General features: G+C 50.1%; 26 protein-coding genes and 1 pseudogene. 15 read left to right on the forward strand and 12 right to left on the reverse strand.

The window, feature by feature from the left end; genetic code table 11:
- The first annotated feature begins 152 nt into the window (after positions 1–152).
- The 6 genes from ACZ45B_RS13405 to ACZ45B_RS13430 all read left to right on the forward strand — a co-directional run bounded on the left by ACZ45B_RS13405 (position 153) and on the right by ACZ45B_RS13430 (position 4,567).
- Positions 153–335 carry a CsbD family protein gene (locus tag ACZ45B_RS13405; RefSeq protein ID WP_024545719.1) on the forward strand — a complete coding sequence of 61 codons (183 nt, stop codon included), beginning with the start codon at positions 153–155 and terminating at the stop codon, positions 333–335.
- A gap of 158 nt (positions 336–493) precedes the next feature.
- Positions 494–631 carry a lmo0937 family membrane protein gene (locus tag ACZ45B_RS13410; RefSeq protein ID WP_236612446.1) on the forward strand — a complete coding sequence of 46 codons (138 nt, stop codon included), beginning with the start codon at positions 494–496 and terminating at the stop codon, positions 629–631.
- 217 nt (positions 632–848) lie between these two features.
- A complete protein-coding gene (locus ACZ45B_RS13415; RefSeq protein ID WP_024545718.1) occupies positions 849–1,337 on the forward strand; it encodes a CsbD family protein in 489 nt (162 codons plus the stop codon).
- A 182-nt stretch (positions 1,338–1,519) separates the two neighbouring features.
- Positions 1,520–2,284 (forward strand): BON domain-containing protein, encoded by a 765-nt coding sequence (locus ACZ45B_RS13420; protein WP_024545717.1) that lies wholly within the window; start codon positions 1,520–1,522, stop codon positions 2,282–2,284.
- 319 nt (positions 2,285–2,603) lie between these two features.
- Entirely contained in the window at positions 2,604–3,491 is an 888-nt protein-coding gene (gene crtR / locus ACZ45B_RS13425) for a beta-carotene hydroxylase (RefSeq protein WP_024545716.1), read from the forward strand.
- A gap of 14 nt (positions 3,492–3,505) precedes the next feature.
- Entirely contained in the window at positions 3,506–4,567 is a 1,062-nt protein-coding gene (locus tag ACZ45B_RS13430) for an Mrp/NBP35 family ATP-binding protein (RefSeq protein ID WP_024545715.1), read from the forward strand.
- Positions 4,568–4,671: 104 nt separating this feature from the next.
- Here ACZ45B_RS13430 and ACZ45B_RS13435 read toward each other — a convergent pair whose 3' ends face one another.
- From ACZ45B_RS13435 to ACZ45B_RS13450, 4 genes are all read right to left on the reverse strand, one after another.
- Positions 4,672–5,034: a hypothetical protein gene (locus ACZ45B_RS13435; protein WP_024545714.1), complete on the reverse strand. Its 363-nt coding sequence runs from the start codon at positions 5,032–5,034 to the stop codon at positions 4,672–4,674.
- Positions 5,035–5,098: 64 nt separating this feature from the next.
- Positions 5,099–5,542, reverse strand: coding sequence for a SufE family protein (locus tag ACZ45B_RS13440; protein WP_024545713.1), 444 nt, complete (start codon positions 5,540–5,542; stop codon positions 5,099–5,101).
- A gap of 150 nt (positions 5,543–5,692) precedes the next feature.
- Entirely contained in the window at positions 5,693–6,751 is a 1,059-nt protein-coding gene (locus ACZ45B_RS13445; protein WP_024545712.1) for a mitotic spindle assembly checkpoint protein MAD1, read from the reverse strand.
- A gap of 220 nt (positions 6,752–6,971) precedes the next feature.
- Positions 6,972–7,685 carry an ABC transporter ATP-binding protein gene (locus ACZ45B_RS13450; protein ID WP_024545711.1) on the reverse strand — a complete coding sequence of 238 codons (714 nt, stop codon included), beginning with the start codon at positions 7,683–7,685 and terminating at the stop codon, positions 6,972–6,974.
- An 83-nt stretch (positions 7,686–7,768) separates the two neighbouring features.
- Between ACZ45B_RS13450 and ACZ45B_RS13455 the strand changes: the two genes are divergently transcribed.
- Both ACZ45B_RS13455 and bchM read left to right on the forward strand, forming a co-directional pair.
- Positions 7,769–8,254 (forward strand): CYTH domain-containing protein, encoded by a 486-nt coding sequence (locus tag ACZ45B_RS13455; protein WP_024545710.1) that lies wholly within the window; start codon positions 7,769–7,771, stop codon positions 8,252–8,254.
- A 70-nt stretch (positions 8,255–8,324) separates the two neighbouring features.
- Entirely contained in the window at positions 8,325–9,020 is a 696-nt protein-coding gene (bchM, locus tag ACZ45B_RS13460) for a magnesium protoporphyrin IX methyltransferase (protein WP_024545709.1), read from the forward strand.
- A gap of 24 nt (positions 9,021–9,044) precedes the next feature.
- On the opposite strand, the gene ACZ45B_RS13465 is transcribed toward bchM, so the two are convergent.
- Positions 9,045–9,887: a sulfurtransferase gene (locus tag ACZ45B_RS13465; protein WP_029681772.1), complete on the reverse strand. Its 843-nt coding sequence runs from the start codon at positions 9,885–9,887 to the stop codon at positions 9,045–9,047.
- Between the two features lie 6 nt (positions 9,888–9,893).
- A pseudogene (locus ACZ45B_RS13470) lies at positions 9,894–10,301 on the reverse strand (ATP-binding protein); the annotation flags it as partial.
- A gap of 48 nt (positions 10,302–10,349) precedes the next feature.
- Here ACZ45B_RS13470 and ACZ45B_RS13475 point away from each other — a divergent pair.
- Positions 10,350–11,480: a PP2C family protein-serine/threonine phosphatase gene (locus tag ACZ45B_RS13475; RefSeq protein WP_024545707.1), complete on the forward strand. Its 1,131-nt coding sequence runs from the start codon at positions 10,350–10,352 to the stop codon at positions 11,478–11,480.
- Here the strand turns inward: ACZ45B_RS13475 and larB are convergent.
- Positions 11,477–12,247 carry a nickel pincer cofactor biosynthesis protein LarB gene (larB, locus tag ACZ45B_RS13480; RefSeq protein WP_024545706.1) on the reverse strand — a complete coding sequence of 257 codons (771 nt, stop codon included), beginning with the start codon at positions 12,245–12,247 and terminating at the stop codon, positions 11,477–11,479. The genes ACZ45B_RS13475 and larB overlap by 4 nt on opposite strands.
- A 41-nt stretch (positions 12,248–12,288) precedes the next feature.
- Complete coding sequence (locus tag ACZ45B_RS13485; RefSeq protein ID WP_096415538.1) at positions 12,289–12,726, reverse strand: DUF2996 domain-containing protein; 438 nt, start codon at positions 12,724–12,726, stop codon at positions 12,289–12,291.
- 139 nt (positions 12,727–12,865) lie between these two features.
- On the opposite strand from ACZ45B_RS13485, the gene trmB reads away from it, so the two are divergent.
- Together trmB and ftsH4 are read left to right on the forward strand one after the other, a co-directional pair.
- Positions 12,866–13,534: a tRNA (guanosine(46)-N7)-methyltransferase TrmB gene (gene trmB / locus ACZ45B_RS13490; RefSeq protein WP_024545704.1), complete on the forward strand. Its 669-nt coding sequence runs from the start codon at positions 12,866–12,868 to the stop codon at positions 13,532–13,534.
- A gap of 129 nt (positions 13,535–13,663) precedes the next feature.
- Entirely contained in the window at positions 13,664–15,535 is a 1,872-nt protein-coding gene (gene ftsH4, locus ACZ45B_RS13495; protein WP_024545703.1) for an ATP-dependent zinc metalloprotease FtsH, read from the forward strand.
- A gap of 67 nt (positions 15,536–15,602) precedes the next feature.
- Here ftsH4 and ACZ45B_RS13500 read toward each other — a convergent pair whose 3' ends face one another.
- A complete protein-coding gene (locus tag ACZ45B_RS13500; protein ID WP_024545702.1) occupies positions 15,603–16,154 on the reverse strand; it encodes a hypothetical protein in 552 nt (183 codons plus the stop codon).
- A gap of 273 nt (positions 16,155–16,427) precedes the next feature.
- On the opposite strand from ACZ45B_RS13500, the gene ACZ45B_RS13505 reads away from it, so the two are divergent.
- From ACZ45B_RS13505 to rsmA, 4 genes are read left to right on the forward strand one after another with little or no spacing between them, the layout of a single operon-like run.
- The gene (locus ACZ45B_RS13505) at positions 16,428–18,707 is read left to right on the forward strand and encodes a hybrid sensor histidine kinase/response regulator (protein ID WP_096415547.1); all 2,280 of its coding nucleotides are present in this window, start codon (positions 16,428–16,430) and stop codon (positions 18,705–18,707) included.
- Positions 18,708–18,767: 60 nt separating this feature from the next.
- The gene (gene pip / locus ACZ45B_RS13510) at positions 18,768–19,715 is read left to right on the forward strand and encodes a prolyl aminopeptidase (protein ID WP_024545701.1); all 948 of its coding nucleotides are present in this window, start codon (positions 18,768–18,770) and stop codon (positions 19,713–19,715) included.
- Positions 19,716–19,739: 24 nt separating this feature from the next.
- On the forward strand, positions 19,740–20,330 hold the full coding sequence (gene cbiT / locus ACZ45B_RS13515) for a precorrin-6Y C5,15-methyltransferase subunit CbiT (RefSeq protein ID WP_024545700.1): 591 nt from the start codon (positions 19,740–19,742) through the stop codon (positions 20,328–20,330).
- A 56-nt stretch (positions 20,331–20,386) separates the two neighbouring features.
- Positions 20,387–21,208 carry a 16S rRNA (adenine(1518)-N(6)/adenine(1519)-N(6))-dimethyltransferase RsmA gene (gene rsmA / locus ACZ45B_RS13520; protein ID WP_024545699.1) on the forward strand — a complete coding sequence of 274 codons (822 nt, stop codon included), beginning with the start codon at positions 20,387–20,389 and terminating at the stop codon, positions 21,206–21,208.
- Here rsmA and ACZ45B_RS13525 read toward each other — a convergent pair.
- The 3 genes from ACZ45B_RS13525 to ACZ45B_RS13535 form a co-directional block, all read right to left on the reverse strand.
- Entirely contained in the window at positions 21,193–21,480 is a 288-nt protein-coding gene (locus ACZ45B_RS13525; RefSeq protein WP_024545698.1) for a cupin domain-containing protein, read from the reverse strand. The two genes, rsmA and ACZ45B_RS13525, sit on opposite strands and share 16 nt — an antisense overlap.
- A 45-nt stretch (positions 21,481–21,525) precedes the next feature.
- Positions 21,526–22,248 (reverse strand): SPOR domain-containing protein, encoded by a 723-nt coding sequence (locus tag ACZ45B_RS13530; RefSeq protein WP_024545697.1) that lies wholly within the window; start codon positions 22,246–22,248, stop codon positions 21,526–21,528.
- A gap of 172 nt (positions 22,249–22,420) precedes the next feature.
- On the reverse strand, positions 22,421–23,989 hold the full coding sequence (locus tag ACZ45B_RS13535) for a photosystem II high light acclimation radical SAM protein (RefSeq protein ID WP_024545696.1): 1,569 nt from the start codon (positions 23,987–23,989) through the stop codon (positions 22,421–22,423).
- Positions 23,990–24,288 lie beyond the last annotated feature (299 nt).

A 24,288-nucleotide genomic window follows, 5' to 3' on the forward strand; every position in this document is an offset into this window, starting at 1 on the left:
TCTCTTTTTTCAATACTTAAGACTTTATGGCGATTCTCAAAAAAGCCACTAATTTTCAACAGCGCGGGTTATGGTAAGGATATCGAAGGGCTAATTTGTCAATCTAAATCGAACAACAATTTTAGCTTTATCCACAAAAAAGAGAGAGTATTATGAGTTTAAAAGATAGAGCAAAAGCCGCCGCTAAAAACATCGAAGGCAAAGTCCAAGAAGGTGTTGCAGATATCACTGGTGACTCTAAAAGCAAAGCGGAAGGACAGGCTAAACAAATGGAAGCTAAAGTCAATCATGCTGTTGAAGATGTGAAAGATATGGCAAAAAAAATCATCGATTAATTGATCTTTTATTTTGGCGATCGCCTGTTGTTCCTCCTCGGCGATCGCCTAACTGTTTCTAAAAGAATCTTTTTTGGGTAAAAAGCCTTCTCTCGTGAAGACAGTAATGGCACACAACCTTTTTAAACCCAATGGAGAGGAGTAATATGCTCAATCTTATGTGGCCTGTTGTCGGGATTCTAATTATCCTTTGGTTGCTCGGATTTTCAATCAATGTAGGTGGGAGCCTGATTCACTTGCTCCTAGTTTTAGCATTGATCGGGATTGTTTATAACGTGTTTATCGGCAGACGCTAAAAATTCAGCATGGCAATTATTTGTTTCTCTGTAAAAAAGTAAATTGTTTGATATATTCTGTCCGTTGATTCCTGAAGAAGTCACTAAAACAAACTTTTGGGGAAACAATCATCTTGATGTTTTTTTCAGGGAGCCTTTCAAGAATTTATGGAATACAATCCATAACTCCCTTTGTTTCTTATTTAAACTATTTATTCTTTAGTTTTGAGGTTTTGTTATGAGCTTTTTTAAACAATTTTTTCGTTTCTTGTTCATAGCGGTCAGCACTTTGGTTGCTACTGTCTTGTTTCTTAACTTTAGCTATGCCGATAATTCAGCCTCAGCTAGCACTTTGACCGCAGTCAATCCTGCCTTGATGCAATCGATTTCGATGAATCGGATAGATGCCATGGGTAAACAAATTGAAGGGAAAACCCAAGAAGTGATGGGCAACATCACAGGCGATCCAAAAGATCAACTGATGGGGAAAGCCAAACAAGTCGAGAGTCAGGTTCGTAATACCGTAGAAGATGTCAAAGATGGCATGATGTCTGGGAACCGAGCCAAGGCTATTCAAAAGAATATTGAAGGCAAAACTCAAGAAAGCATTGGCAACGTCACAGGAAATCGTCAAGACCAATTCTCTGGGCAAGCAAAACAACTAGAAAGCAATGTGCGCAATGTTGTAGAAGATGCGAAAGATGCAGTGAACGGCATCTTTAAATAAAGAATATTCTCATCTTTTTTTAAACCGCCTCTAAATGTGCTCAAGTCTCCCTTCATTTAGAAAGATTTGAGTGAAAAAAATTCACTTTGCTTTGCTATTAAGCATTGGGCGATCGCCGCAAAAAATCTAGGCGATCGCCCGACTCAATCACGAAATTTCTCAATCAGAAAGAATTAAGCCCCATGAACAATAAAGATATTACAGGCGCTGAACGCATCGTCCATGGTGAATACCAAGATTCCCTAGGCCATACCCACACCGAATACAAAGATGCCCAGGGCAATATTTACACCGAATATATAGATGAATATGGCAAGATTCATACCTATAAAAATAGCTATGCTAACGGTCATTTCGCCGCAGAAATACGACAAACTGAACGGGAATCCCGTGCCGAATCTAATGGTCTCCGCATCGGTATTCTCGCCTCTTGTACTGGCCTCGTTATCATTGGGACGATCTATGCCGTGACTAGACCAGAAGAAATAGAGCCACTGCCCCCAGTTGTGAACGTCGAAATGCCTACCCCTGAAGAAGACTTAACGGAAGACACCGCAGAACCTCCCTCTGTTACCACCATTGTGCCGATCAATAACCAACCAGCGACTCAACCTGCCCCTCAACAGCAACCAGCGGCCCAAGAGCCTGCTGAGCCCTCAAATGTCAATGTAACAGTGACAAACCCACAATCACCTCCTCCAGCAGCAACGCCAACAACAACCCCCCAGACAACGCCTGGGGTGACGGATAGTACCCTCAGAGCAGATATTACAGAAAAATTGCGCGATAGTTTGCCCGATAATCAACTGAGAATGACGGTCAATAACGGGGAAGTAACTGTCACGGGAACTGTTTCGAGTCAAGATCAACTGCAACAGATTCCATCTTTGCTCAACACCATCAACGGGGTTAAAAAAGTGACAAACAATGCAACGATTGCACCGTAAAATTACACTTCATCATTGCTTTATTGATATGGATTTGATGTGAATTTAGAGTAAGCACTTTGATGGCCTGGGCTTAATGTTGCTGTTTTCCCTCGGTGTTCATGAAGAATTTCCAAATGTAAAAATAACTGTAGGGAGGCTGAATTCAGGTCTCCTTTTTTCTGTGGGGATAGAGACATTGTGAGCAAGGCGATCGCTTCTCCTTAGTTCATTCCCAGGAGGTGTTTAAGATACATCAATCTTTATGAATTAGCCTTAAGTATTGTAAACTACCCATGGATTCACCAAAATTTACAGATATCGAGGAGAACAGGAGCTTATGACGGCGGCGGCAACGTCATCATTGGTAATGTCAAGGGAGTATCTGCGGCCCCCAGGAGGAATGAACCCGAATGTGTGGATGATCATCATCGCCGTAATACTCATCGCTACTTCCGTGGGTGGCTACTGGCTTTGGGGTTGGTACGATTGGGTTTGTTTCTGTGAGAATGTTTTGGCCCTCCACCTGGCGGGGACAGTCATCCATGATGCCTCCCACCGGGCAGCCCACAGCAATCGCGCCGTGAACACGATTCTCGGCCATGCCAGTGCGTTAATGTTGGGATTTGCTTTCCCTGTTTTTACCCGGGTTCATCTCCAGCACCATGCCCATGTGAACGACCCAGACAATGATCCTGACCATTTCGTCTCCACGGGTGGACCCTTATGGATGATTGCCGCGCGTTTTTTCTACCATGAAATCTTTTTCTTTAAGCGGCGTCTCTGGAAAAACTACGAACTGCTTGAATGGTTCCTCAGTCGTGCTTTTCTGGGGATCATCGTCTATCTCGGCATTCAATATGGCTTTATCGGTTATGTGATGAATTTCTGGTTTGTGCCGGCCTTAGTCGTGGGGATCGCCCTTGGTTTATTTTTCGATTACCTGCCCCATCGCCCTTTTGAGGAGCGCGATCGCTGGAAAAATGCCCGGGTTTACCCCAGTAAGCTGCTCAACATCTTAATCCTCGGGCAAAATTATCACCTTATTCATCACCTATGGCCGTCTATCCCTTGGTATAAGTACCAACCGGCCTATCATTACATCAAGCCTCTCCTGGATCAAAAGGGTTCGCCCCAATCTCTTGGGCTACTCCAAGGCAAAGATTTTCTCAGTTTCCTCTACGATATTTTTGTGGGCATCCGCCTGCACCACAAACCCAAGTCTTAAATTCTCCCGAAATTATGGTTGATACCCAAGCGATCCTTGCTGCCCTTCGCCCAGTCCAAGACCCGGAACTTCAAAAAAGTCTGGTGGATCTCAATATGATCCGCGATGTTTCTGTGGTGAATGGTGTGGTGAAATTTACCCTCGTACTGACAACGCCAGCCTGTCCCCTCAAAGAGTTCATTGTGGAAGATTGCAGAAAGGCCGTGCTGCCTTTGCCTGGGGTCAATGCTGTCGAAGTGGAGGTGACGGCCGAAACGCCTCAACAAAAGTCTCTCCCTAGTCAGCAGGGTATTGAAAACGTCAAAAATATTGTCGCGATCTCCAGTGGGAAAGGGGGCGTCGGCAAGAGCAGCGTAGCAGTGAATGTGGCGATCGCCTTAGCCCAGACCGGGGCAAAAGTCGGGTTGCTCGACGCTGATATCTATGGGCCGAATGTGCCCAATATGATGGGCATCGGCGAAGTAGAGATTAAGGTCGACAAAACCAGTGGTGCGGATATCCTCCAGCCGGAGTTTAACTATGGCGTCAAACTGGTATCGATGGCCTTTTTGATCGATCCAGACCAGCCGGTGATTTGGCGCGGCCCGATGCTCAATGGGATTATCCGGCAATTCCTTTACCAGGTGAATTGGGGCGAATTGGATTATCTGATCGTCGATATGCCCCCCGGTACTGGCGACGCCCAGCTCACCATGGCCCAGGCGGTCCCTATGGCTGGGGCGGTGATTGTTACGACTCCCCAAACGGTTTCCCTCCTCGATTCTCGCCGGGGTCTAAAGATGTTCCAGCAGATGGGGGTCAATGTGCTGGGGATCGTCGAAAATATGAGCTATTTCATCCCGCCGGATCTGCCCGATCGCCAATATGATCTCTTTGGTTCCGGTGGTGGCGAGAAAACAGCGAATGAATTGGGTATTCCCCTCTTGGGTTGTGTTCCCTTAGAAATTGCTCTCCGAGAAGGGGGCGATACAGGGACGCCCATCGTCGTCGCCCAGCCGGAATCTGCCTCAGCTCAGGCCCTGGTGAAGATTGCGAAGGCGATCGCGGCAAAGGTTTCTGTGGCAGCCCTGGCCTAAAGAGTCAAGACCTATCCCTTAACGTCAAAGAGGAGAGGACTAAGGCCCTCTCCTCTTTGACATTCCCTGAGAAAATCTCAGGTGCTTGCAACAATTCTTAATCTTTAGCGATTAATTTTCTTCGCCATATTCCGGAACATATCCATGTTGCTGTCTACTTTCAGGTTGGGCTTAGACGAAGATAGGGTAGGTTGGGGGGCAGAAAAAGACTCACTGCTGTTGCTTTCGGTATTCCGAGAAGCAGCTTGGTTCGGGTCTACTTTCCGCATATTCTCAGAAGAAACTTGGGTAACCAGGGTTGCACCCTTCTCACCACGGACTGTCGGGAAGGTGCGCTTGATGGTCACTGGTTTTTTCATATACTCAGTGTTGCCAAAGGTTTGGGCTTCTTCAAAATCGAGGAAAAAGTCACCCTTGGGGGTGTCGTTGTTCTTTTTCTTGCCGCCAAATAGACCAAAGAGTGCCATAAACTTAAATGATTTTCTTAACAAACAACATTACTTGTCATAGATGATATCAAAATTTTCTCATTTAGGAGGGAGAACTTGCTTGTAATCCCACTTCAAAACCCTTGGCTTTTTTTTGCATCATCTTAAAAATATTATAAAAACCATTGGCTCGCGATGGCGTAAGACTAACATTAAGGCCAGTGGCTTCGATAAAGTTTGGGGAAACCGTCAAAATTTCAGCGGGGGAGAGACCATTTAAGCCTGCGATCAAAAGTCCCACTAAACCCTTGACCAGTTGGGCATCAGAATCGCCATGGTAAATGACTTTACCGTCTTTGTAGTCGGCGGTAATAAACACTTGGGATACACAGCCATGGACTTTATTGTTGGCTGTTTTTTCAGCATCGTCCATGGGTTCAAGCTTGGTGGCATACCAAAGAAGCTGCTGATACTTTTGTTTGGGATCGGTTTTACGTTGAAAACGACTCACGATTTTTTCGAGATTAGCAGGTAATTCAGTAGGCATAGTTACTTAGAAAATTAATAACAATTGGGTGAGACAAACTTGAAAATTCTATTGTTAAATATTGTGACAAATTTTGACACAAAAATATTGGCGATCGCCTTTAGGGGGTCAATCGCCAGTAGAGCCCGGAGGCTCTGGTTCCATTGAATTTTAATGGCGCAAAAAAGCAGGTAAATCGACGACCGCCGCAGAAGTTGTGCGCCTTTGGGGCTGAGCACTGTTTAAGGTTGGGGCCGGCCAATTGGGGGCGGCAGTTGAGGCCGAAGCACCCATGGGAGCACTCACCCGCCGCTTCGTGACAGGGGCAGTAATGCAAAGCGCTGTTTTGAGGCTCATGGGTTTGCGCATCGGGGCCTCTTCCAAGGATTCCGGCATTTCTTGAAGTTCTGCTTCGAGGTCGGCCAATTGACGATCGAGGTCGGCTTCGGTGCGGGGATCTGCTTTGGCGATCGCCGGCATCACAGGTTCTGTCGTTGGGGAAATTTCCATATCAGACCAAGGTTGAATATTGGGAGTCTTGGGGATTGAAGTCACACCGTTGGTGTTGCGGTTATTTTCGGGGGGAATATCTGCACATTCATCAAGGGCCGATTTGTACTGCAAAGTGTAGCGCTGCTGCCGCTGGAGGCGGACCTGCAAATCTTTAATTTCTTGTTCGGCGGCGAAAAGTTTTTGTTGTTGCTCATTGTGAGACTCCTGAAGGAGCGCACATTCCCGCTCGATTTTAGCCAACTGGGTCTGACTGGCCTGAAATTTGTATTCCAGTTCGGCGAGCATCTCCTGATATTCTCGGACGTTTTTCTTCGCTTTGGTGAGCTCTTGTTCTAGCTGTTTGATCTGCTGTTGATTTAGATCGAGGTCATCACTTTGTTGGGCAATGAGACCATCGGCGCTACGGGAACGGATGATGTGGGCCTGGAGTTTTTCTTGGGATTCGGCCAGGGCTTCTTCTAGCTGCACCACGGTTTTCACAAGTTCGCGGTTATGCTGCCGTAGTTTGTGGGCAATCATATAGCCATCGGTGTTGGGGTTGTGCTTAGGGATGACTGTGCTGGCAGCGGTTGTTTCGGCTAGGGGGACAGTTTCCGGTTGCGCCCGGTCTGCGGCACTATTGACTTCTGCCTCGGGGTTCACAGGGGAAGACAGACTAGAGGTGGCTTCGTTTCCAGGGGGAGTCGACTCTGGCGAGGGGAAGTTTAAGTTGCTCATAGTTGTGCTGATATAGACAGGGCGCGTTGACAGGGGGAATGGATGGGGATTCTGTTTTGCAGTTTAGCAAGGGATCCGCTGATCTTTGACAAGATTCGCGAATTTTATCGTTTTCTTAGGGGCAGTCGCCTCCTATTTTGGACGTAGAAAATCAATATTTTGCTTCAAGTGTATCGAAATTAGGCCTAGGCGATCGCCAAATTGCCTACCACTAGGATTTCTAAGTACTGGGGGCCAGGGCCACTTGCATCATTTCTTCGGGACTGAGGTGGGCATGGGTAATTTCACCGTCCCGGAGCCAGATAATGCGCTTGGTTTGGTGGGCAACCTCGGTTTCGTGGGTGACCATGACAACGCTCATGCCTTCGGTATGGAGACTTTGAAACAATTCCAAAATTTCGTGGGTGGTGCGGGAGTCCAGAGCCCCGGTGGGTTCATCGGCCAGGAGGAGGAGGGGATTGTTCACGATCGCCCGGGCGATCGCCACCCGCTGTTGTTGACCCCCAGACAGTTGATTCGGGCGATTATGGAGACGACTACCGAGGCCCACTTTCGTGAGGGCAGCCACGGCGCGATCGCGCCTCTCTTGGGGGGAAACGTTCCCATAGACCATCGGTAAAATCACATTTTCTAAGGCGCTCATCTGGGGTAACAGGTGGAATTGCTGGAAGACAAAACCGATGTTGTGGTTGCGGATCACGGCCAGTTGGCGATCGCTGAGGGTCGCGACATTTTCCCCATCGAGGAAATAATTACCGCTGGTGGGTTGGTCGAGGCAACCGATGATATTCATGAGGGTCGATTTGCCGGAGCCGGATGCCCCCATAATCGAGCAGTATTCTCCCGCTTCGATCCTGAGTTCTACCTGTTTCAGGGCGTAAATTTGCGTATCTCCTTGGGTATATACCTTGGAAAGATTTTGGATTTCGATCATGGATTTTTGTGGGGCGATCGCACAGATATGATCAATATTAGGTCACAATCTCTAGGGTCCGCTGCTATCTCTGTCTCTAGGCTATGGCCCAAGAAATTGAACGAAAATTCCTTGTCATCGGTAATCACTGGCGGGATCTGGCCCCAGGGGTCCATTACCGCCAAGGCTATCTCCAGCGCACCCCCGAAAAAACAGTGCGGGTACGCATCGCTGGGGAACAAGCATTTTTAACCATTAAGGGTAAAACCACAGGCATTAGTCGGCTGGAGTTTGAATATGCCATTCCCCTTGCAGATGCCTTGGCTTTGCTGGAGCATTTAGGCGATCGCCCCCAGATCGAAAAAATTCGCTACCGCATTCCCATGGGGGATTTTTGCTGGGAAGTCGATGAATTTCTCGGGGAAAATCAAGGCCTGATCCTAGCGGAAATCGAATTGATCAATGCCGATCAACCATTCCCCAAACCCCACTGGCTCGGCCCTGAAGTAAGCCACGACCCCCGTTATTACAACGCCAATCTTGTCAGCTATCCCTACAGTCAATGGTCCCCCACAGAACAACAGCCCTAGGGCTTCCCAAAGCTGCTACATTATTGAATCGATAAGAAAACCCTTTAATTTTTTTCGTACCCAAAACGCCATGACCTCCTCTCTCAACGATAAAACCATCGTCAAAGACTACTTCAATGCCAAGGGCTTCGATCGCTGGCGACGGATCTATGGCGATGGCGATGTCAACAAAGTGCAGGCCGATATTCGTGTCGGTCACCAACAAACCATTGATAAGGTTGTGGCTTGGCTCAAGGCAGATCAAAATCTCAACCTCAGAAGTATTTGTGATGCGGGTTGTGGTGTAGGGAGCCTGAGCATTCCCCTCAAGGAAGCCGGCGCACGTTCAATCTATGCCAGTGATATTTCCGAAAAAATGGTCGGTGAAGCCCAGGCACGGGCTAACAAGCTCTTTGGCAATACACCGGACCTCAAATTTGAAACCAGGGATTTAGAAAGTATCAGCGGCAAGTACAACACAGTGATTTGTTTGGATGTGTTGATCCATTACCCCACCGAAGATGCGGCAAAAATGATTGCGCACCTGGCTTCCCTCAGTGAAGATCGCCTGATCCTCAGCTTTGCACCGAAAACTTTTTGGTTGACAATCCTCAAGAAGATTGGTGAGTTCTTTCCTGGCCCCAGCAAAACCACCCGTGCCTACCAACATAAGGAATTGGACATCCGGCAGATCTTAATTGACAACGGTTTTGCGATCGCCCGCACCGAGATGACCAGCACCCGCTTTTATTACTCCCGGCTGTTGGAAGCGGTTCGTCTGCGGTAACCTCTTCCTACATCCCCCTCCATCTCAGGGAACGAGATAAGAACACCAGTCGCTCCAGCCCCCAGGATAAAGCTTTAAATTGCGATGGCCGGTGAGATCTAGGGAAAGCCAGTCGACACAGGCGGTTACCCCAGAGCCGCAATACAGAACAATTTCTTGCTCTGGAGAAAATTCAGCCCAGAGCTGCTGCTGAATCTCTAGGGGTTGGGCAAAGCCTTGGGAATCGGACACTCTCTTCCAAGGAATATTGATAGCGCCAGGGATATGCCCAGCAAGCGGATCGATGGGCTCGGTTTTGCCCAGATAGCGATCGCCATCCCGGGCATCGATCACCAGTCGCTGATGATCCGTCGCCACGAGCAAATCATTCCGCCCTAGGAGCCAATGGGTTTGGAGCTTGGGCACAAAATCACCATCCCGAAACTGGGGGATGTCGGTGGTGATCGGATTTTTAGCCCCTTGCCAGGCCGTAAAACCACCATCCAATAAACGGGCTTTGGTGTGGCCATAGTAGTTTAAAAGCCACCAAAATCTCGCTCCGAAAGCAAAATGCAGATCATCATAAATCACCACTTCTGTCTGCTCGCGTTCAATGCCTAAGCGGGAAAGCAGGGCGATAAAAGTTTCTGATTTCGGTAGGGGATGTCGCCCCCCATGTTGCCGTAAGGGGGCGGACAAATCCCGGTCGAGGTGGAGATAATAAGCCCCGGGGATATGGCCTTGGTGATATTGGGTTTCACCCCAGGTGGGATCGTTCAGGCGGAACCGACAGTCGACGATCACAAGATTCGGATCAGACAGGCGATCGCCTAATGCCGCAGCAGAAATAAAGTGAGAAGACAATCGTGGTTGTAGATACTTCAGCATTTCCAAACAATTCTGTTGCCGTTGAGGGTCTCGATAATACCGGAGGCGATCAGTAGCTTTTTTGAGGATCATCATCCCTCGGCCGCCCGTATCTTCGATGCTGCTCTGTTGGTGCTGCCTTGTGGCGTAATACTGTTCTAGATCAAAAAATTCCAGGCTGTGATCCCAGATACAAATCTTCAATTGGTCTTGGTAAAGGCATAATTCAACAGTGATCTCACAATCTTTTAACGCTTCTCCGTGGGCATGGCGTACCGCATTCGTAAACCCTTCAGCAATGACCATTTTGCACTGGAACCAATCTTGCTTAGCCAGGCTGTGACGCTGCTGAAATGCCTCGCAATACTTAAGTAATTGATCAAGCCGGGTCGTATCACTGGGGATCTGAAATCGAAATTGGTCTAAGATAGCCAAAGTACAGCCATGAGCAGGGGTGTTTCCCTTGGTAGTTTAGCTCAAGTCATGCCCCAGATTCTTGTCATTGATGATGATCTTGCCATGCGGGTTCTCCTAGAACGAACCCTCAAGCGCAAGGGCTATGACGTGAGTACCGCCAATGATGGCAAAACAGGTCTCGAACTGGCGATCGCCACCACACCAGACCTGATTATCTGTGACTGGATGATGCCAGAAATGAACGGCATTGAAGTGTGCCAAGCCGTTAAAAATCACCCTAAACTCACAACGACATTTTTTATTCTCCTCAGTGCCCTCGATGCCATCGAAGATAAGGTAATGGGGCTTGATGCCGGGGCCGACGACTTTCTCTGTAAACCCGTCAGTAGTCATGAAATCGAAGCCCGGGTGCGTTCCGGTTTGCGAATTTGCCAACTCACCCAGGATCTAACCGCCCAAAAACAAGCCCTGGAAACAGAACTCACCGAAGCAGCCCAGTATGTTAAATCCCTTTTACCTGAACCGCTCCACCAAGAAAACTTACAGATTCAAACTTGTTTTATTCCGTCTTCTCAGTTGGGGGGAGATGGCTTTGATTATTTTTGGCTCACTCCCCAGGAACTGGTGTTTTACCTGCTGGATGTGTCGGGCCATGGATTAAAGGCGGCCCTTCCTTCAATTAGTATTCTGAATCTACTGCGCTTTCGTAGCCAAACTAAGGGTTTAGATTATCGGAGCCCCAAGGCGGTGTTGACTCACCTGAACCAGACTTATCAGTTTTTAGAACAGCAAGAACAATATTTCACGATGTGGTATGGCATCTATGACATTGAAGACCGCATCATTACCTACGCTTCTGGGGGGCATCCTCCGGCTGTTTTGGTTAAGCCGGATTCTGCAGAAATGCCCCAACTTCTAAAAACGTCAGGCTTTCCTATCGGGATGTTGCCACCCTTTATCGCGACCTATGAAGAGGCCAGCCTTTATCTCCCCTTTGGTTCTCAACTGTATTTATTTAGTGATGGAGCCTATGAAAGTATGGGGGCCAAGAGCCACCGTCATCAGTGGGATGTATTTGTAGAATTTCTCCAGCAGTTCCAGGGGAATAGTCTCCAGCCTCTGATTGATACGATTGGCGATCGCCTCCATGGCAACCGCTTCGAGGATGATTTTTCACTGATGCGTTTAATCCTCTAGCGCAATTTTGCCGCCGTCCGCAGAATTTGCCCCGCGAGGATCGCTGCCCCAAAGCCATTGTCAATATTCATCACGCCAATGCCCGCCGCACAGGAATTGAGCATTGTCAGCAGGGGCGCAACACCACCAAAACTGACCCCATAACCGACACTGGTGGGTACCGCAATCACAGGACAATCGGCTAGGCCGGCCACCACACTCGGTAAAGCCCCTTCCATCCCCGCAACGATAATTAAGACGTCGGCTTCGGCGATCACATGACGGTGGCTCAAGAGGCGATGAATCCCGGCCACCCCCACATCCCAAAGGCGATTTACTGCAAAGCCTGATAATTCTGCCGTAATCGCTGCTTCCTCGGCGACGGGCAGATCGGCGGTGCCAGCGGTCAGGATCGAAATGGTGCCTGGATGGTGCACCTGGGGTGACTCTTGGATCAGGGCACAGATCCGCGCTTCGGGGTAGTAGGTGAGGTTATGGACCTTTGGTTGCAGTTGGTGGTAGGTGTCCACATCGATGCGGGTGGCCATCACGACTGGGTGGCGATCGCCCATCACCTGCATAATTTTGGCGATTTGGGCTGGGGTTTTGCCCGGTCCCCAAATTACTTCCGGAAAGCCGGTGCGCAACTGCCGATGATGGTCGATTTTGGCAAAATCATCAACGGATTCAAAGGCGAGATCCTTGAGCTCTCCCAAGGCGACTTCGGGGCTGACTCGGCCTTGGGCCACCAGTTCGAGGAGCTGTTTGAGGGCCGCCGGATCGCTCATAGGAGATACTTTTTAGATATTTGGTTAAATGGGCGATCGCCCTAGTTGAGCGTCAACCATTTTTGACTATTGAGCCGTTGGAGCACATAGGCCACCATCAAAGGCAGGCTCACCCGACGCTCATCGATCATGAACGATTCGAGGGTGCTGTGGGGACAACCATTGGTGGCAAAGGACCAAGCTTTTTGACCTTTGATATCCCCATCAATGAAATAGAAAATAAATTGCCGCTTGTTATTGAGCCAACTGCCTTGGATTTGCCAGCAGCTCTGGGACTCTAAACCTTTGATCGGAATATTGGTTTCAAGAAACTTGAGGCTCATGTCACCGATCCCATTGTCTTTGAGAGCTGTCTGGAGATCAGGAATGAAGTGATTTTCGATGAACTCCCCAAAGGGCTTATCTTCCACGGCGGGGGGCTTTTCCTTTTTTTTAGCGGCGGGGGCTGCGGTGGTCTTAGGATCGGTGGTTTCTGCCATAGTCTGCCGAAAAGCTAGGGGTTCACGGAGCGTAACGGATTTTGCTCTTTCTCATTTAAGCATATCGAAGTTTGGCGTGGGGGACGTGGCACAATGGGATCGCAATTTTTTTGAACAGCACATTTTTAGGAGGCAGTTCGTGGGGCGATCGCGCGTTCGACAGCATGTTAATCCCTTAACGGATAAGTATCAGCAGGTGTTTCAGATGCCCGATTGGGGGAGCATTTTCGCTGACCTAAAAGCGCTGCTGCACCTGGATATTGGCTGTGCCCGGGGGCGCTTTATCCTCGAGATGGCCCAACGGTTCCCGGAACGGAATTTTATCGGCATCGAGATCCGTGAACCCCTTGTTGCAGATGCGAATGCCATCCGGGATCAACTGGGGTTAAAAAATCTGCACTATGTTTTTGCCAATATCAATACCTCCCTCCAGGGACTGCTGGATTCTCTGCCCTCAGAAACATTGCAGTGGATCACCATCCAGTTTCCAGACCCCTGGTTTAAAAAAAAGCACCACAAACGGCGGGTCGTACAACCGGATTTAGTCGATATTCTGGCGAAACACACGCCTAGTAAGTTGGTCTTGTTTTGCCAATCCGATGTGGAAGAAGTGGCCCTAGAGATGCGGGAAACCTTCCTGGAACATGAAAATTTTGTCCTTGCCCATGATTCCTTTTGGTTAGCGGAGAATATCTTTCCGGTACCGACGGAACGGGAAGTGGCCACCCAGAACAAAGGGGAACCCGTTTACCGCTTTTTACTCCACAAAGGCGCGCCGCATAGCGGATCTCTTCGAGATCGCCCCTAACTTTTTCCGCTTCCCTAGCGATAAATGCTCACGTCTCAGCCGAATGAAAGGGTACGGATAACCGCGTTGTGACGAAAATGTAACAATCTTTACAATGGGGGGATACAGCTTTCTGCGGACGGTACTGCCATGAGCATCAAAGATAAACCCCCTTCCCGAACGAGGCAAATCGGCTCCCTGCTCCTGTGGTTGACGGGACTTTTTTTCCTGGTGAATGCGTTTTTCCCGAATTTATTTGGTAACCCCGTTCCCCAGGTGCCCTACAGCCTCTTTATCAACCAGGTGGAAGATGGCCAAGTGGCCCGGGCTTCGGTGGGCGATCGCGAAATTCGCTACCAACTCAAGACCGAAGATCCGGAGCAACAGGGGACAGTGCTGCGGACGACGCCGATTTTTGACCTCGATTTACCCAAACGCCTCGAAAGTAGTGGGGTCGAGTTTGCTGCGCCCCCGCCAAAAAATAACTTTTTTGGCAATATTCTCGGTTGGGTGATTCCACCGATTATTTTTGTGGTGATCTGGCAGTTTTTTATCGGGCGTGGTGCCGGTGGTGCCAATGGTGCTGGGGGCGCTCTCTCCTTTACCCGCAGTAAGGCCAAGGTGTATGTGGAAGAAGAAGCGACCAAAATTACCTTTGATGATGTGGCCGGGGTTGAAGAGGCCAAAACTGAATTAACGGAAATTGTCGAATTTCTCAAAACACCCCAGCGCTACACGGCGATCGGCGCCAAAATTCCCAAGGGAGTCTTACTCGTGGGGCCGCCGGGAACCGGAAAAACCCTGATGGCCAAGGCCGTGGCCGGGGAAGCAGGAGTACCGTTTTTTAGCATCTCTGGCTCTGAGTTTGTGGAACTGTTTGTGGGGGCTGGGGCCGCCCGCGTCCGAGATTTATTTGAACAGGCGAAGAAAAAAGCCCCCTGCATTATCTTTATCGATGAGCTAGATGCGATCGGCAAATCCCGGGCCAGTGGCGGCATGATGGGGGGCAACGATGAGCGGGAACAGACCCTCAACCAGCTTTTAACAGAAATGGATGGATTTTCGGCTGGGGATGCGACGGTAATTGTCCTCGCCGCAACGAACCGCCCCGAAACCCTTGATCCGGCGCTGCTCCGTCCGGGCCGCTTTGACCGGCAAGTGCTGGTCGATCGCCCCGATTTGGGTGGCCGTTTAAAAATCCTCGAAATCTACGCCAACAAGGTCAAATTAGACGATGCGGTAAACCTGAAGGAAATCGCTACCCGCACCCCTGGTTTTGCGGGGGCCGACCTGGCGAACTTGGTCAATGAAGCGGCCCTCCTGGCAGCCAGAAACCACCGGGAGACGGTGGCCCAAGGGGATTTTGCTGAGGCGATCGAGCGGGTGGTGGCTGGTCTCGAGAAGAAAAGCCGCGTCCTATCTGATAAGGAAAAAACCATCGTCGCCTACCACGAAGTGGGCCATGCTCTAGTGGGGGCGTTGTTACCAGGGGGCGGCAAGGTGGCCAAAATCTCGATTGTGCCCCGGGGGATGGCGGCCTTAGGCTATACCCTGCAGATGCCCACCGAGGACCGCTTCCTAATGGATGAGCGGGAAATGCGCGACCAGATCGCCACCTTGCTTGGCGGCCGTTCGGCAGAAGAAGTGGTGTTTGGTTCGATTACCACCGGGGCAGCCAATGACCTCCAACGGGCGACGGATTTGGCAGAACGGATGGTTACCACCTATGGCATGAGTAAGGTACTTGGTCCCCTCGCCTATGAACGAGGTTCCCAAAATAATTTCCTTGGGGAAAGCATGATGAATCCCCGGCGCATGGTCAGTGATGAAACGGCGAAGGCGATCGACGCAGAGGTCAAGGAAATTGTTGAGACGGCCCATGACCAGGCGATCGCCATTCTGCGGACAAACCGTGGTCTTTTAGAAACCATTTCCCAAAGAATCCTGGATACTGAGGTCATCGAAGGGGAAGAACTCCAGGAACTGCTGGATCAAGCGGTCAAGCCCGAGGCGATCGCCTAGAATCACCTTAATTTTGGTCAATTGCCTGAATAATTCCCATTACCAATTTCTGGTGATGGGAATTGTTTTAGGGCATCGGTGTTACCGGAGGTAGGGGCAATGGGGTTGTTTCTAGCGTCGGCGCGGCGGGGGGCGTTTCAGGCTGTGCAGGAGCAGTCGGGGTTGGGGCAGGGGTAGTCGGAGCCGCTTCTGGTTCGCTGGCTACTGGGGGAGGATTCAGGTTGAGCAAGCTTGCCGCCTCAGGATAATACTTCGCCCATTGCCGAATATTCGGATTCCTTTGCCAATCCTGTTCAGAAATTCGCAAATTAAACAAAGGCGCCACAGCCAATTCATTTTGCCCTAGGACCATTAGATCTAAGACACCCCGGGGCCGGCTTTCAGCGAAGAGCGTGGAGATGATCTGCTGGGTATGATCTTCTGCCCGGCGCATCATCAAAGAATAACGACTCGGGGGGACAGGGACATCCATCCCCGCCGTCTCGATCGCATCAAAACGGAGGGTACAAGACATCTGGGGCGTAAGATTCGGGTCTTTGGGGGGGGCAAAATAATCACAGCTCAACTGGGGTTGCCCTTGGGCGATCGCCACCGGAGCAGCGAGTAATACACTCGTCATAACGAGGGAACCGAAACACCAGAAATGACGGATAGCAGGGAAAAAGAAACGATTTTGGGGCGGGTACAACATCGGCGAAACCTACAACAGCAGCGCGAAGGGAAGGCAAAAGCCTTGTATGATATCATCCTACCGAAAAACACTAGTCTCCTAAGAAAGTTCCCTAACTTTCCCTCGGTTTATTTCTTTAAAAAAGCTTAGGTCTATCGCTGCAATCAAGATTTAACGCCATGCTAGGAAGGACGCGGCCTGACTGATTCCCTGATGTAATTAATGATACTTAACGCCATTACCCCTGATATTTCTTGGATTGCTTCTTGGAACATCCTGCAACAGCTCTGTCACCTCTGGCGGCGGTTTGGTATTACCACAACGCCCCGCGATCGCCTTTACCTCAGCAGTGCCCAGCTCCAGGACCTCGGCTTGGCGTTAGATTATGATGTCTTTCACCTACTGGTAGAAGCTGAGTTTGTCGCCCTGCTCTGGGCCAAGGATCGGGGCACAACAGCACCAGAAACTGACACCGGTAGCCAGTACGAAATTTCGATGGTGTTTGACCCCCAGGCGATCGCCCCCATTTTCGAGACCCTCCTCAAGGAAGAACGCGACTGTCCCCCCCTGGCTGCCCTGCGAAAAATCCCCCTGCCCCAACGCTCTGCCATTCCCCCCGAGCTGATGGTCGGACTTTTAGAAATTGCGCGATCGCCTTCGATCCAAGAGGTCGCTACCGAGGGCATTACCCTGCCGAATCAGCCCCTCAATGTTCTCCTCAGCCAGCGCCTCGAACAGGAAAAAATCCTCAACAATGTGACCCACCGCATTTGTCAAAACCAAGACCTCCTGGTGACGGTGCGCATGGCCCTCGAACAGGCCCAACGGTTACTGCGAGTTGATCGCCTATTGGTCTACCAATTGGATCTGCCCACAGCAGATCCTGAAAAACTGAGCAGCCGCGTGACCTTTGAAGTAACCGCCTCAAAAAAAATTACGTCCTTGCTCCATTTTGACCAGGACGAATGCCTCACCAATAACCAGCTCATCAAAAACGCCTATCTCCATGGTAAACACTTAGCAGTCAGCGACATTGACGCCGACCCCCACCTCAGCCCCTGCTTTCGGGCCCAACTCCAAGAAATGCAGGTGAGAGCAAAGTTAGTCGTGCCTCTGATCGTGGAACGGCGTCTCTGGGGCTTGCTCATTGCCCACCAATGCCAAGGGACCCGCCGCTGGCGTCAACATGAGATCACTTTCTTGACCCATGTGGCAGAATATTTGGCGATCGCCATCCTCCAAGCCCGTTCCTACCAGCAGCTCCAAGAACAAAAAACAAACCTCGAAACCCTCGCGCAACAACGGGCCCGGGAACTAGAAGATGCCTTGCTTTCGGCCCAGGTCGCCAGCCAATCCAAAAAAGAATTTATCCATATCATGAGCCATGAGCTGCTCACTCCCCTGACGTCGATCATTGGTTTATCCAATACCCTGAGTCACTGGGCCGCCCCCGAAAACGCGAAACAGCTCTCCCCCGAGAAGCAGCGCCACTATCTACAAACGATCCATGAAAGTGGGATTCGCCTACGCAATCTCCTCCAGGACATCTTAGACTTTTCCCAGACAGAGGCAGCCCGTTCGGTCCTCGATCTACAACAATTTTCTCTCAAGCAGCTCTGCCATCAGGTGCTGGGTTCTTTTCAGGAGTTGGGCGATCGCCAGGGCATCACCCTCAAATTTATCAACCAGCTAGAACCAGAACAGGACTTCTTCTTCGCCGACCCGCTCCGCCTCGAAAAAATCCTCAGTCACCTCCTCTCCAATGGCATCAAGTTCACTTCCCACGGGGGTGAGGTCACCTTGAGTATTTGGCGCGAAAAACAGCAGGACGTAATTTTTCAAGTCAAAGACACAGGCATCGGTATTCCATCCCAACAGATTCCTCTCCTGTTTGAGCAGTTCCAACAACTAGAACCTTCCATGAGTCGTCGCTATGACGGGGCGGGCTTTGGGCTCGCCCTTGTTAAACAGCTCGTCGAAATTCACCAGGGAAAAATTCACGTCACCTCCACCCCCAAAAAAGGTTCGCTGTTTACGGTACGCATCCCTAACCAAGTGCCCCGCAATTTACACCCCACGAGTCCTGGTAGCCTTGGGGGCAATCAGGGGGGAACAATCGTCCTGGTTTCCCAGGATGAGGAAATGGCCACCCTCATTTGTGAATTACTCACGGCGACTAACTACCAAGTCATCTGGCTTATTGATAGTGAAATTGCGAGCCGTCAAATTACAACCCTCCAACCAGTATTGGTGATCCTTGATGCTTGTCAACATAAAATTCAAATTGAGGACATCATCAACAGTCTTAAAACAGCACCCCAAACCCAACAAATTCCTACTTTTTTAATCGGGGATCACCTTGAAACGGCCCAATGGCAAACACTCAAAAAACAAGGATTTCAAGACTACCTCTCTAAGCCAATCCAGAGTGAGCAGCTAATCGATATGGTGAATCACCATGTCACTCACCATTACCTCGGTACGAATAACCCCCAGAATTGACCGGCGAGGCGATCACCCCGCCGGTCAGCTTGACCCAGAACAGAACTGCAAACGGACCCCATGCGCAATCTTTATCCTCCCCTCCAGCCTTACCACCACAATAAGCTTTCCGTTTCCGAACTCCACACCCTCTACTACGAAGAATCCGGCAACCCCGACGGTAAACCCATTATTTTTATCCACGGAGGCCCTGGTGGTGGCTGTCCCCCCATCTATCGGCAATTTTTTGATCCCCACCACTGGCGTATTATTCTGTTCGACCAACGGGGTGCTGGCCAAAGTACCCCCAGGGCAGAGCTGCGGGACAATACGACTTGGGATCTCGTCGCTGATATCGAAAAGCTGCGAAAACACCTCGCCATTGATCAATGGTTTATTTTTGGCGGCAGTTGGGGCAGTACCCTTGCCTTGGCCTATAGCCAAACCCACCCTGACCACTGCCTCGGCCTAATCCTCCGGGGAATTTTTCTCCTGCGTCAAAAAGAAATTCAATGGTTCTATCAATATGGAGCCAGTGAAATTTTTCCCGACGCCTGGGAAAGTTACCTCAAGCCAATTCCCCCTGCAGAACGCCATGACTTAGTCAATGCCTATTACAAGCGCCTCACTAGTGCCGACCCCAAAATTCGCCTGGAAGCAGCTCAGGCCTGGGCCGTGTGGGAAGGGAGTACCAGTCGCCTGATTCCCTCTGCCGCCAGTAAAGTTAGCTTTGCCAGACCAGAATTCGCCGAAGCTTTTGCCCGCATTGAGTGCCATTATTTTGTCAATAAAGGTTTTTTTGACACAGAAGACCAACTCCTCAAAAATGTCGACCGTATTCGTCACCTGCCCGCTGTAATTGTCCAGGGACGTTATGATGTGGTCTGCCCGATGACCAGTGCTTGGGAACTCCACCAGGCTTGGCCCGAAGCGGAGTTTATTATGGTGCCTGAAGCGGGCCATTCGGCATTTGAACCGGGCATTCAAACCGCCCTCCTTAAGGCAACAGATGCCTTTGCACAGCGATAGTTTTTTACCTTGGAGTTTTTTTCCATGGCGTGGCATTACAAAACCCCCGGTATTCCTGATCAACTATTTCAGCGGTTACCCGGTATTCCCCTCACAAAACGGGAAGCAAGATTATTGATTATTTCGGCCCTACGCATGGAGGCTGATTCGGTGCTCTGGGATATTGGGGCAGGAACAGGAACAATTTCTGTGGAAGTGGCTCTATTGTGTCCCCAAGCCCAGATCATTGCTGTTGAGCGAGATGAAGAGGTCGCGGATCTGGTGCGTCGTAATTGTGAGCATTTTCAGACTCGCAATATTACGGTGGTAGAGGGCAATGCGCCGGAATGTTTTGCGCAAATAACAATGAAACCTGACCGAATTTGTTTGGGGGGCGGGAAGCCCATCAAAACTCTTTTAAGTGAGGCATGGGATGCTCTCCGGGATGGGGGACGGGCGGTGGCCATGGCCACGAATTTAGAGCAGCTTTATCAGCTTTCGGAGGGGTTTTCGGAACTGCAGGCGCGTAATGTAGAGGTGGTACAGGCGGCCATTAATCGTCTAGAAACCCAAGGGATGCGGCAGGTGTTTGCGGCGGTAGACCCAATGTTTATTCTCAGTGGGGAAAAAATTTAAGGGAGAGAATGCTTGTAAAATAAACCCCTGGCTTTGATGGAGTAAAGAGAAAAGTAATGCGCCCCCGCAAACAATTTGGTCAACATTGGCTTACGGATCAACGAATTTTAGATGAAATTGTGGCGGCGGCTGATCTGCAACCAACAGACCGGGTTTTGGAAATTGGCCCTGGTAAAGGGGCACTCACGGGACGACTCCTGCCCCAGGCGGCGGCGGTGTTGTCCGTTGAAATTGACCGGGATCTGTGTAAGTACATGGTCCGCAATTTTGGCGATCGCCCGAATTTTTTATTATTAGAGGCGGACTACCTCCAGGCAGATATTGACGAATTTTTAGGAGATTTTCCCCAGTTCCAACATCCTCGCAAGGTGGTGGCGAATATACCCTACAACATCACAGGGCCGATTCTTGCGAAACTTCTGGGAACCATCGATCAGCCGAACCCCAATCCCTTTGATTCCATCGTGCTGCTGATTCAAAAAGAAGTGGGCGATCGCCTGGTGGCTACTCCCCATACCAGGGCCTTTGGCGCCCTCACCCTGCGGGTACAATATCTGGCTGATTGCGAAACGGTATGCCTTGTCCCGCCAAAAGCCTTTTACCCCAAACCCAAGGTGGAATCGGTAGTTGTACGCCTCCGGCCCCGCCCCTTGGCCCAACCTGCCCAAAACCCAAAATTACTCGCCACTTTGATCAAAGTGGGCTTTGCCAGTAAGCGTAAAATGTTGCGCAATAATCTCAAAGGACTTTATGACCTAGAAATCCTCGACCCGATTTTTAGCGATCTGGGCATTTCTGCTCAGGCCCGGGGTGAAGAGGTGGATCTAGTGCAGTGGATTGCCCTGAGCGATCGCCTGGATGCTTACCCAAAGGAATAGTGCTTTTTCACAGCTTGAGTAATCTCCCAGGTGCAAGCGAGGCCCGGCGCAAAGGTGACGAGATCGCCTTTACCCATCGTGACTGGTAGACCTCCCTCTGGGGTGACAGTCACTTCTCCCTCTAAGAAATAACAGGTTTCCACCTCATCGTAGTACCAGGGGAATGTGGATACGTCCTTTGTCCAAATGCCCCAGGTCATTACCCCAAGTGCGGCTAATCGCTCTGGGCTGGGCTGCCGTTCAATCTGAATGCTGGTGGTACTTGTGGTCATTGTGTTCATCGAAAAAAGAAAATCGCGTTTTGTTGTCGAAGAAAGCTAGTTCTGGAAATACAGGCGGCCATCAAGATCCACAAGGCGCACCCGTACATTCATCAGTTCAGCTTCTTCCCGTTGGGTGAAAGGGCCGATGGCAATGTGGGGCCCCCGGGGTGCTGTTCTCGCCTCGATCAAGCTTTGCTGAATGCCCATCTGTTGTAGTTGGGTCTGAATCGCCTGTTCGCGCCCCCGGCTAGGAATTGCCACAAAATAGCCCCCTGTGCGGGCTCCAGAAATCGTTGCTTCTGCACCAAAGGCACTACCTGACCCGGTATCAATAATTTCGGCCATAATCCCGCTCGCCAGCAAATCACTCCGGAGGGCTTCAGCGTTTGCTCGCTCAGAAAAAAGACCAACCTGAATGCGATCGCCTTTGATAAATGCACCGGGTTCCACCAGGCGCACCGTAGCTAACATTGATAGATTTGTGCCCAAAACATCAACTCGATAGCGGGCCGCAGCCCCAGACCAAGGGGTGACCGTGGTAGTGGGTGTACCTGTGGGCGCTTCAAAAATATACTCTTGGCCCGTGGTCGGGACTGGCGTGACCACGCTACTGTCGTACAGGGTGGGGGTCGGTGTTGCATCTTCAAACAATGGAATCACCGGCGGCGGTTCGGGGAGAGGCTCAAAGGTAAAAACTTCCTGGGCGATCGCCCCAGAGGCACCGATCAAGAACCCCCCCAGGGAACCCAGTAAAACAGATAGATAGGACTTCAACACCGATCTTTTCCTCCGTCACCGAACGGACTCAATGGCATGTTTTGATGAGACGATTTTAGTCAAAATTTAGCGCAACCCCTACGATCAATTGATTTAAAGATGCCTTTTGTTGGAAAAGGTTTCGCAAAAATAGGCGATCGCCCATGGCTCTTTTTTTACCCTGACTGACTCTTTAAACAGGCATCAGAGTAGGCTTAGGCGCTGTCATTTTGGCAGTTAACGCCTCCTCCAGGGGAGCCCGTCCCAAACGTTCCTCCAAAATAGCCATCACTTCCCGCCCGAAATCATTGGGGTTTTGCCGCCATGCCTGGAGACAGACCTCCCCGAAGAAAGAGCCTAGGGGCTCCGGATTCCACAAAAGCTTTTTCGCCGTCCAGGGCATTAAACTCATGGGGTTATAGCCTGGTTTTAAGACCTTTTGGTCAAACGCATATTGCTCTAAATGGGTATGGGGTTGGAGACCAATAAAAAAGATCGCTGGTTCTACTTTATCGACCCCAAAGATTTTTTCCAGTTCCCGATGATAAGCAATGGTCTGGCGAATTGTATCGAAGGTTTCATCAATGACATTAAAAGAATAGTTCACCGAAACCACATCATTAAAGCCCGCCGCCTTGAGATCGCGGCAGTTTTGCAACACCCGTCGTAGGTTATAACCCATGCGCATTTTTCGCACCAGTTCTTGGGAGCCGCTAGTGATGCCAATCTCAAAATAATTCATCCCCGTTTCAGCCATCAGCTCACAGATTTCGGGTGTTAAATTATCGGCACGAATATAGGAAGCCCAGTGAATATCAGTCATGCCAGAGTCGCGGATCGCCTGGAGCAGTTCCACCACATCGTCCATGTATTTTTTCGCTGGAATAAACTGAGCGTCGGTAAACCAAAAATTACGAATGCCCCGATCATAGAGTTGACGCATCTCCGCTACCACTTCAGCGGCGGGATTCACCCGGACTTGTTTGCCTTCAACCACGGTGTAGACGCAGTAGCAACAGTTGTGGGGACAGCCCCGCTTGGTCTGTACACCGATATAAAAATCGTTTTCCTGGAGATAGTAGTCAAACTCTGGCCAAATCTCCGTAATGTACTTGTAATTACAGGCAGTTTTCTCGAAGGGGGTGGGTTCCTCGTGGATCATGCCGGGGCGTAGTTCCGCCTGGCCCACCACATAACAGCGCTGGTCAGAAAAGTCTTGGTTGTTGAGGAGGCGTTCTAGGAGCGTTTCCCCCTCACCAATGGAGACGATCGCCCCCTTGGGCAATGCGGTTTTGAGCTGTTCATAAAAGACACTGACCGCGCCACCACCGACGACGATGCGGGCATTAGGATGATATTCCTGGGCTTTTTTGAGGCCGCGCTTAATCAGGCCTAGATTGCGCCATAGTTCGCCATAGTAGGCAGTCATCACCTTCAGGCCGCCGAAAGCCCCCCGCAATTTGATCAAAGGGTTTTTGGCATAGAAAATTTCAAAGGAATTTTGCAGCGGGTTACCGCCCCGACCACCGACGGGGGCATAGATCTGGATATCGCGCCAGGAGAACACGAGGAGAGTGGGCTGAAAGGCGGCGATCGCCTCATCGAGGGCCTGTTTATAATCCAGGGGCGGCACGGCCCCCAGGTCAAAAATCTTTTGTTCGAGATGGGGAAAAAGCTTATGGACATGATCCGCCAGGTACACCACACCAATGGGAAAAATCGGATTACAAGGGAGGCGAACGTAGAGGAGGCGTTGGGTCATGGGGGCAATGGGCTGGCATTGTTACATAAGTTAACTCTCATTATAAGGAAAATCTGTCAGGGGGCGATCGCCTTAGGCGTTTTGCGGCCAAGCATCGGAGGCACTATGGCCGAACCGGTAAAAATTCATGGCTCAACTACAGCGATTTATTTTTCTGTGGGGCGAAAGTTTGCCAAGACTTAATATTTTGGCGAAATAACGTTAATTCTGGCTTAATTTTGCCAACGATAATAATAAGCGGCGTATCAATTTAATCCTGATTTTTTCGACCATTAAAACCTCCATCATCTGCAATTTTG

The sequence above is a fragment of the Picosynechococcus sp. NKBG15041c genome, assembly GCF_055380235.1.

Coding starts and splice junctions, on each gene's coding strand:
- cbiT (WP_024545700.1), top strand. CDS start 19,740: ATGGCGTGGCATTACAAAACCCCCGGTATTCCTGATCAACTATTTCAG.
- larB (WP_024545706.1), bottom strand. CDS start 12,247: ATGAGCGATCCGGCGGCCCTCAAACAGCTCCTCGAACTGGTGGCCCAA.
- ACZ45B_RS13435 (WP_024545714.1), bottom strand. CDS start 5,034: ATGGCACTCTTTGGTCTATTTGGCGGCAAGAAAAAGAACAACGACACC.
- ACZ45B_RS13465 (WP_029681772.1), bottom strand. CDS start 9,887: ATGCTGAAGTATCTACAACCACGATTGTCTTCTCACTTTATTTCTGCT.
- ACZ45B_RS13500 (WP_024545702.1), bottom strand. CDS start 16,154: ATGACGAGTGTATTACTCGCTGCTCCGGTGGCGATCGCCCAAGGGCAA.
- ACZ45B_RS13455 (WP_024545710.1), top strand. CDS start 7,769: ATGGCCCAAGAAATTGAACGAAAATTCCTTGTCATCGGTAATCACTGG.
- ACZ45B_RS13505 (WP_096415547.1), top strand. CDS start 16,428: ATGATACTTAACGCCATTACCCCTGATATTTCTTGGATTGCTTCTTGG.
- ACZ45B_RS13430 (WP_024545715.1), top strand. CDS start 3,506: ATGGTTGATACCCAAGCGATCCTTGCTGCCCTTCGCCCAGTCCAAGAC.
- ACZ45B_RS13485 (WP_096415538.1), bottom strand. CDS start 12,726: ATGGCAGAAACCACCGATCCTAAGACCACCGCAGCCCCCGCCGCTAAA.
- ACZ45B_RS13420 (WP_024545717.1), top strand. CDS start 1,520: ATGAACAATAAAGATATTACAGGCGCTGAACGCATCGTCCATGGTGAA.
- ACZ45B_RS13450 (WP_024545711.1), bottom strand. CDS start 7,685: ATGATCGAAATCCAAAATCTTTCCAAGGTATATACCCAAGGAGATACG.
- ACZ45B_RS13415 (WP_024545718.1), top strand. CDS start 849: ATGAGCTTTTTTAAACAATTTTTTCGTTTCTTGTTCATAGCGGTCAGC.
- ACZ45B_RS13445 (WP_024545712.1), bottom strand. CDS start 6,751: ATGAGCAACTTAAACTTCCCCTCGCCAGAGTCGACTCCCCCTGGAAAC.
- ACZ45B_RS13475 (WP_024545707.1), top strand. CDS start 10,350: ATGCCCCAGATTCTTGTCATTGATGATGATCTTGCCATGCGGGTTCTC.
- rsmA (WP_024545699.1), top strand. CDS start 20,387: ATGCGCCCCCGCAAACAATTTGGTCAACATTGGCTTACGGATCAACGA.
- ACZ45B_RS13535 (WP_024545696.1), bottom strand. CDS start 23,989: ATGACCCAACGCCTCCTCTACGTTCGCCTCCCTTGTAATCCGATTTTT.
- ACZ45B_RS13440 (WP_024545713.1), bottom strand. CDS start 5,542: ATGCCTACTGAATTACCTGCTAATCTCGAAAAAATCGTGAGTCGTTTT.
- crtR (WP_024545716.1), top strand. CDS start 2,604: ATGACGGCGGCGGCAACGTCATCATTGGTAATGTCAAGGGAGTATCTG.
- ACZ45B_RS13525 (WP_024545698.1), bottom strand. CDS start 21,480: ATGACCACAAGTACCACCAGCATTCAGATTGAACGGCAGCCCAGCCCA.
- ACZ45B_RS13410 (WP_236612446.1), top strand. CDS start 494: ATGTGGCCTGTTGTCGGGATTCTAATTATCCTTTGGTTGCTCGGATTT.
- ACZ45B_RS13405 (WP_024545719.1), top strand. CDS start 153: ATGAGTTTAAAAGATAGAGCAAAAGCCGCCGCTAAAAACATCGAAGGC.
- pip (WP_024545701.1), top strand. CDS start 18,768: ATGCGCAATCTTTATCCTCCCCTCCAGCCTTACCACCACAATAAGCTT.
- ftsH4 (WP_024545703.1), top strand. CDS start 13,664: ATGAGCATCAAAGATAAACCCCCTTCCCGAACGAGGCAAATCGGCTCC.
- bchM (WP_024545709.1), top strand. CDS start 8,325: ATGACCTCCTCTCTCAACGATAAAACCATCGTCAAAGACTACTTCAAT.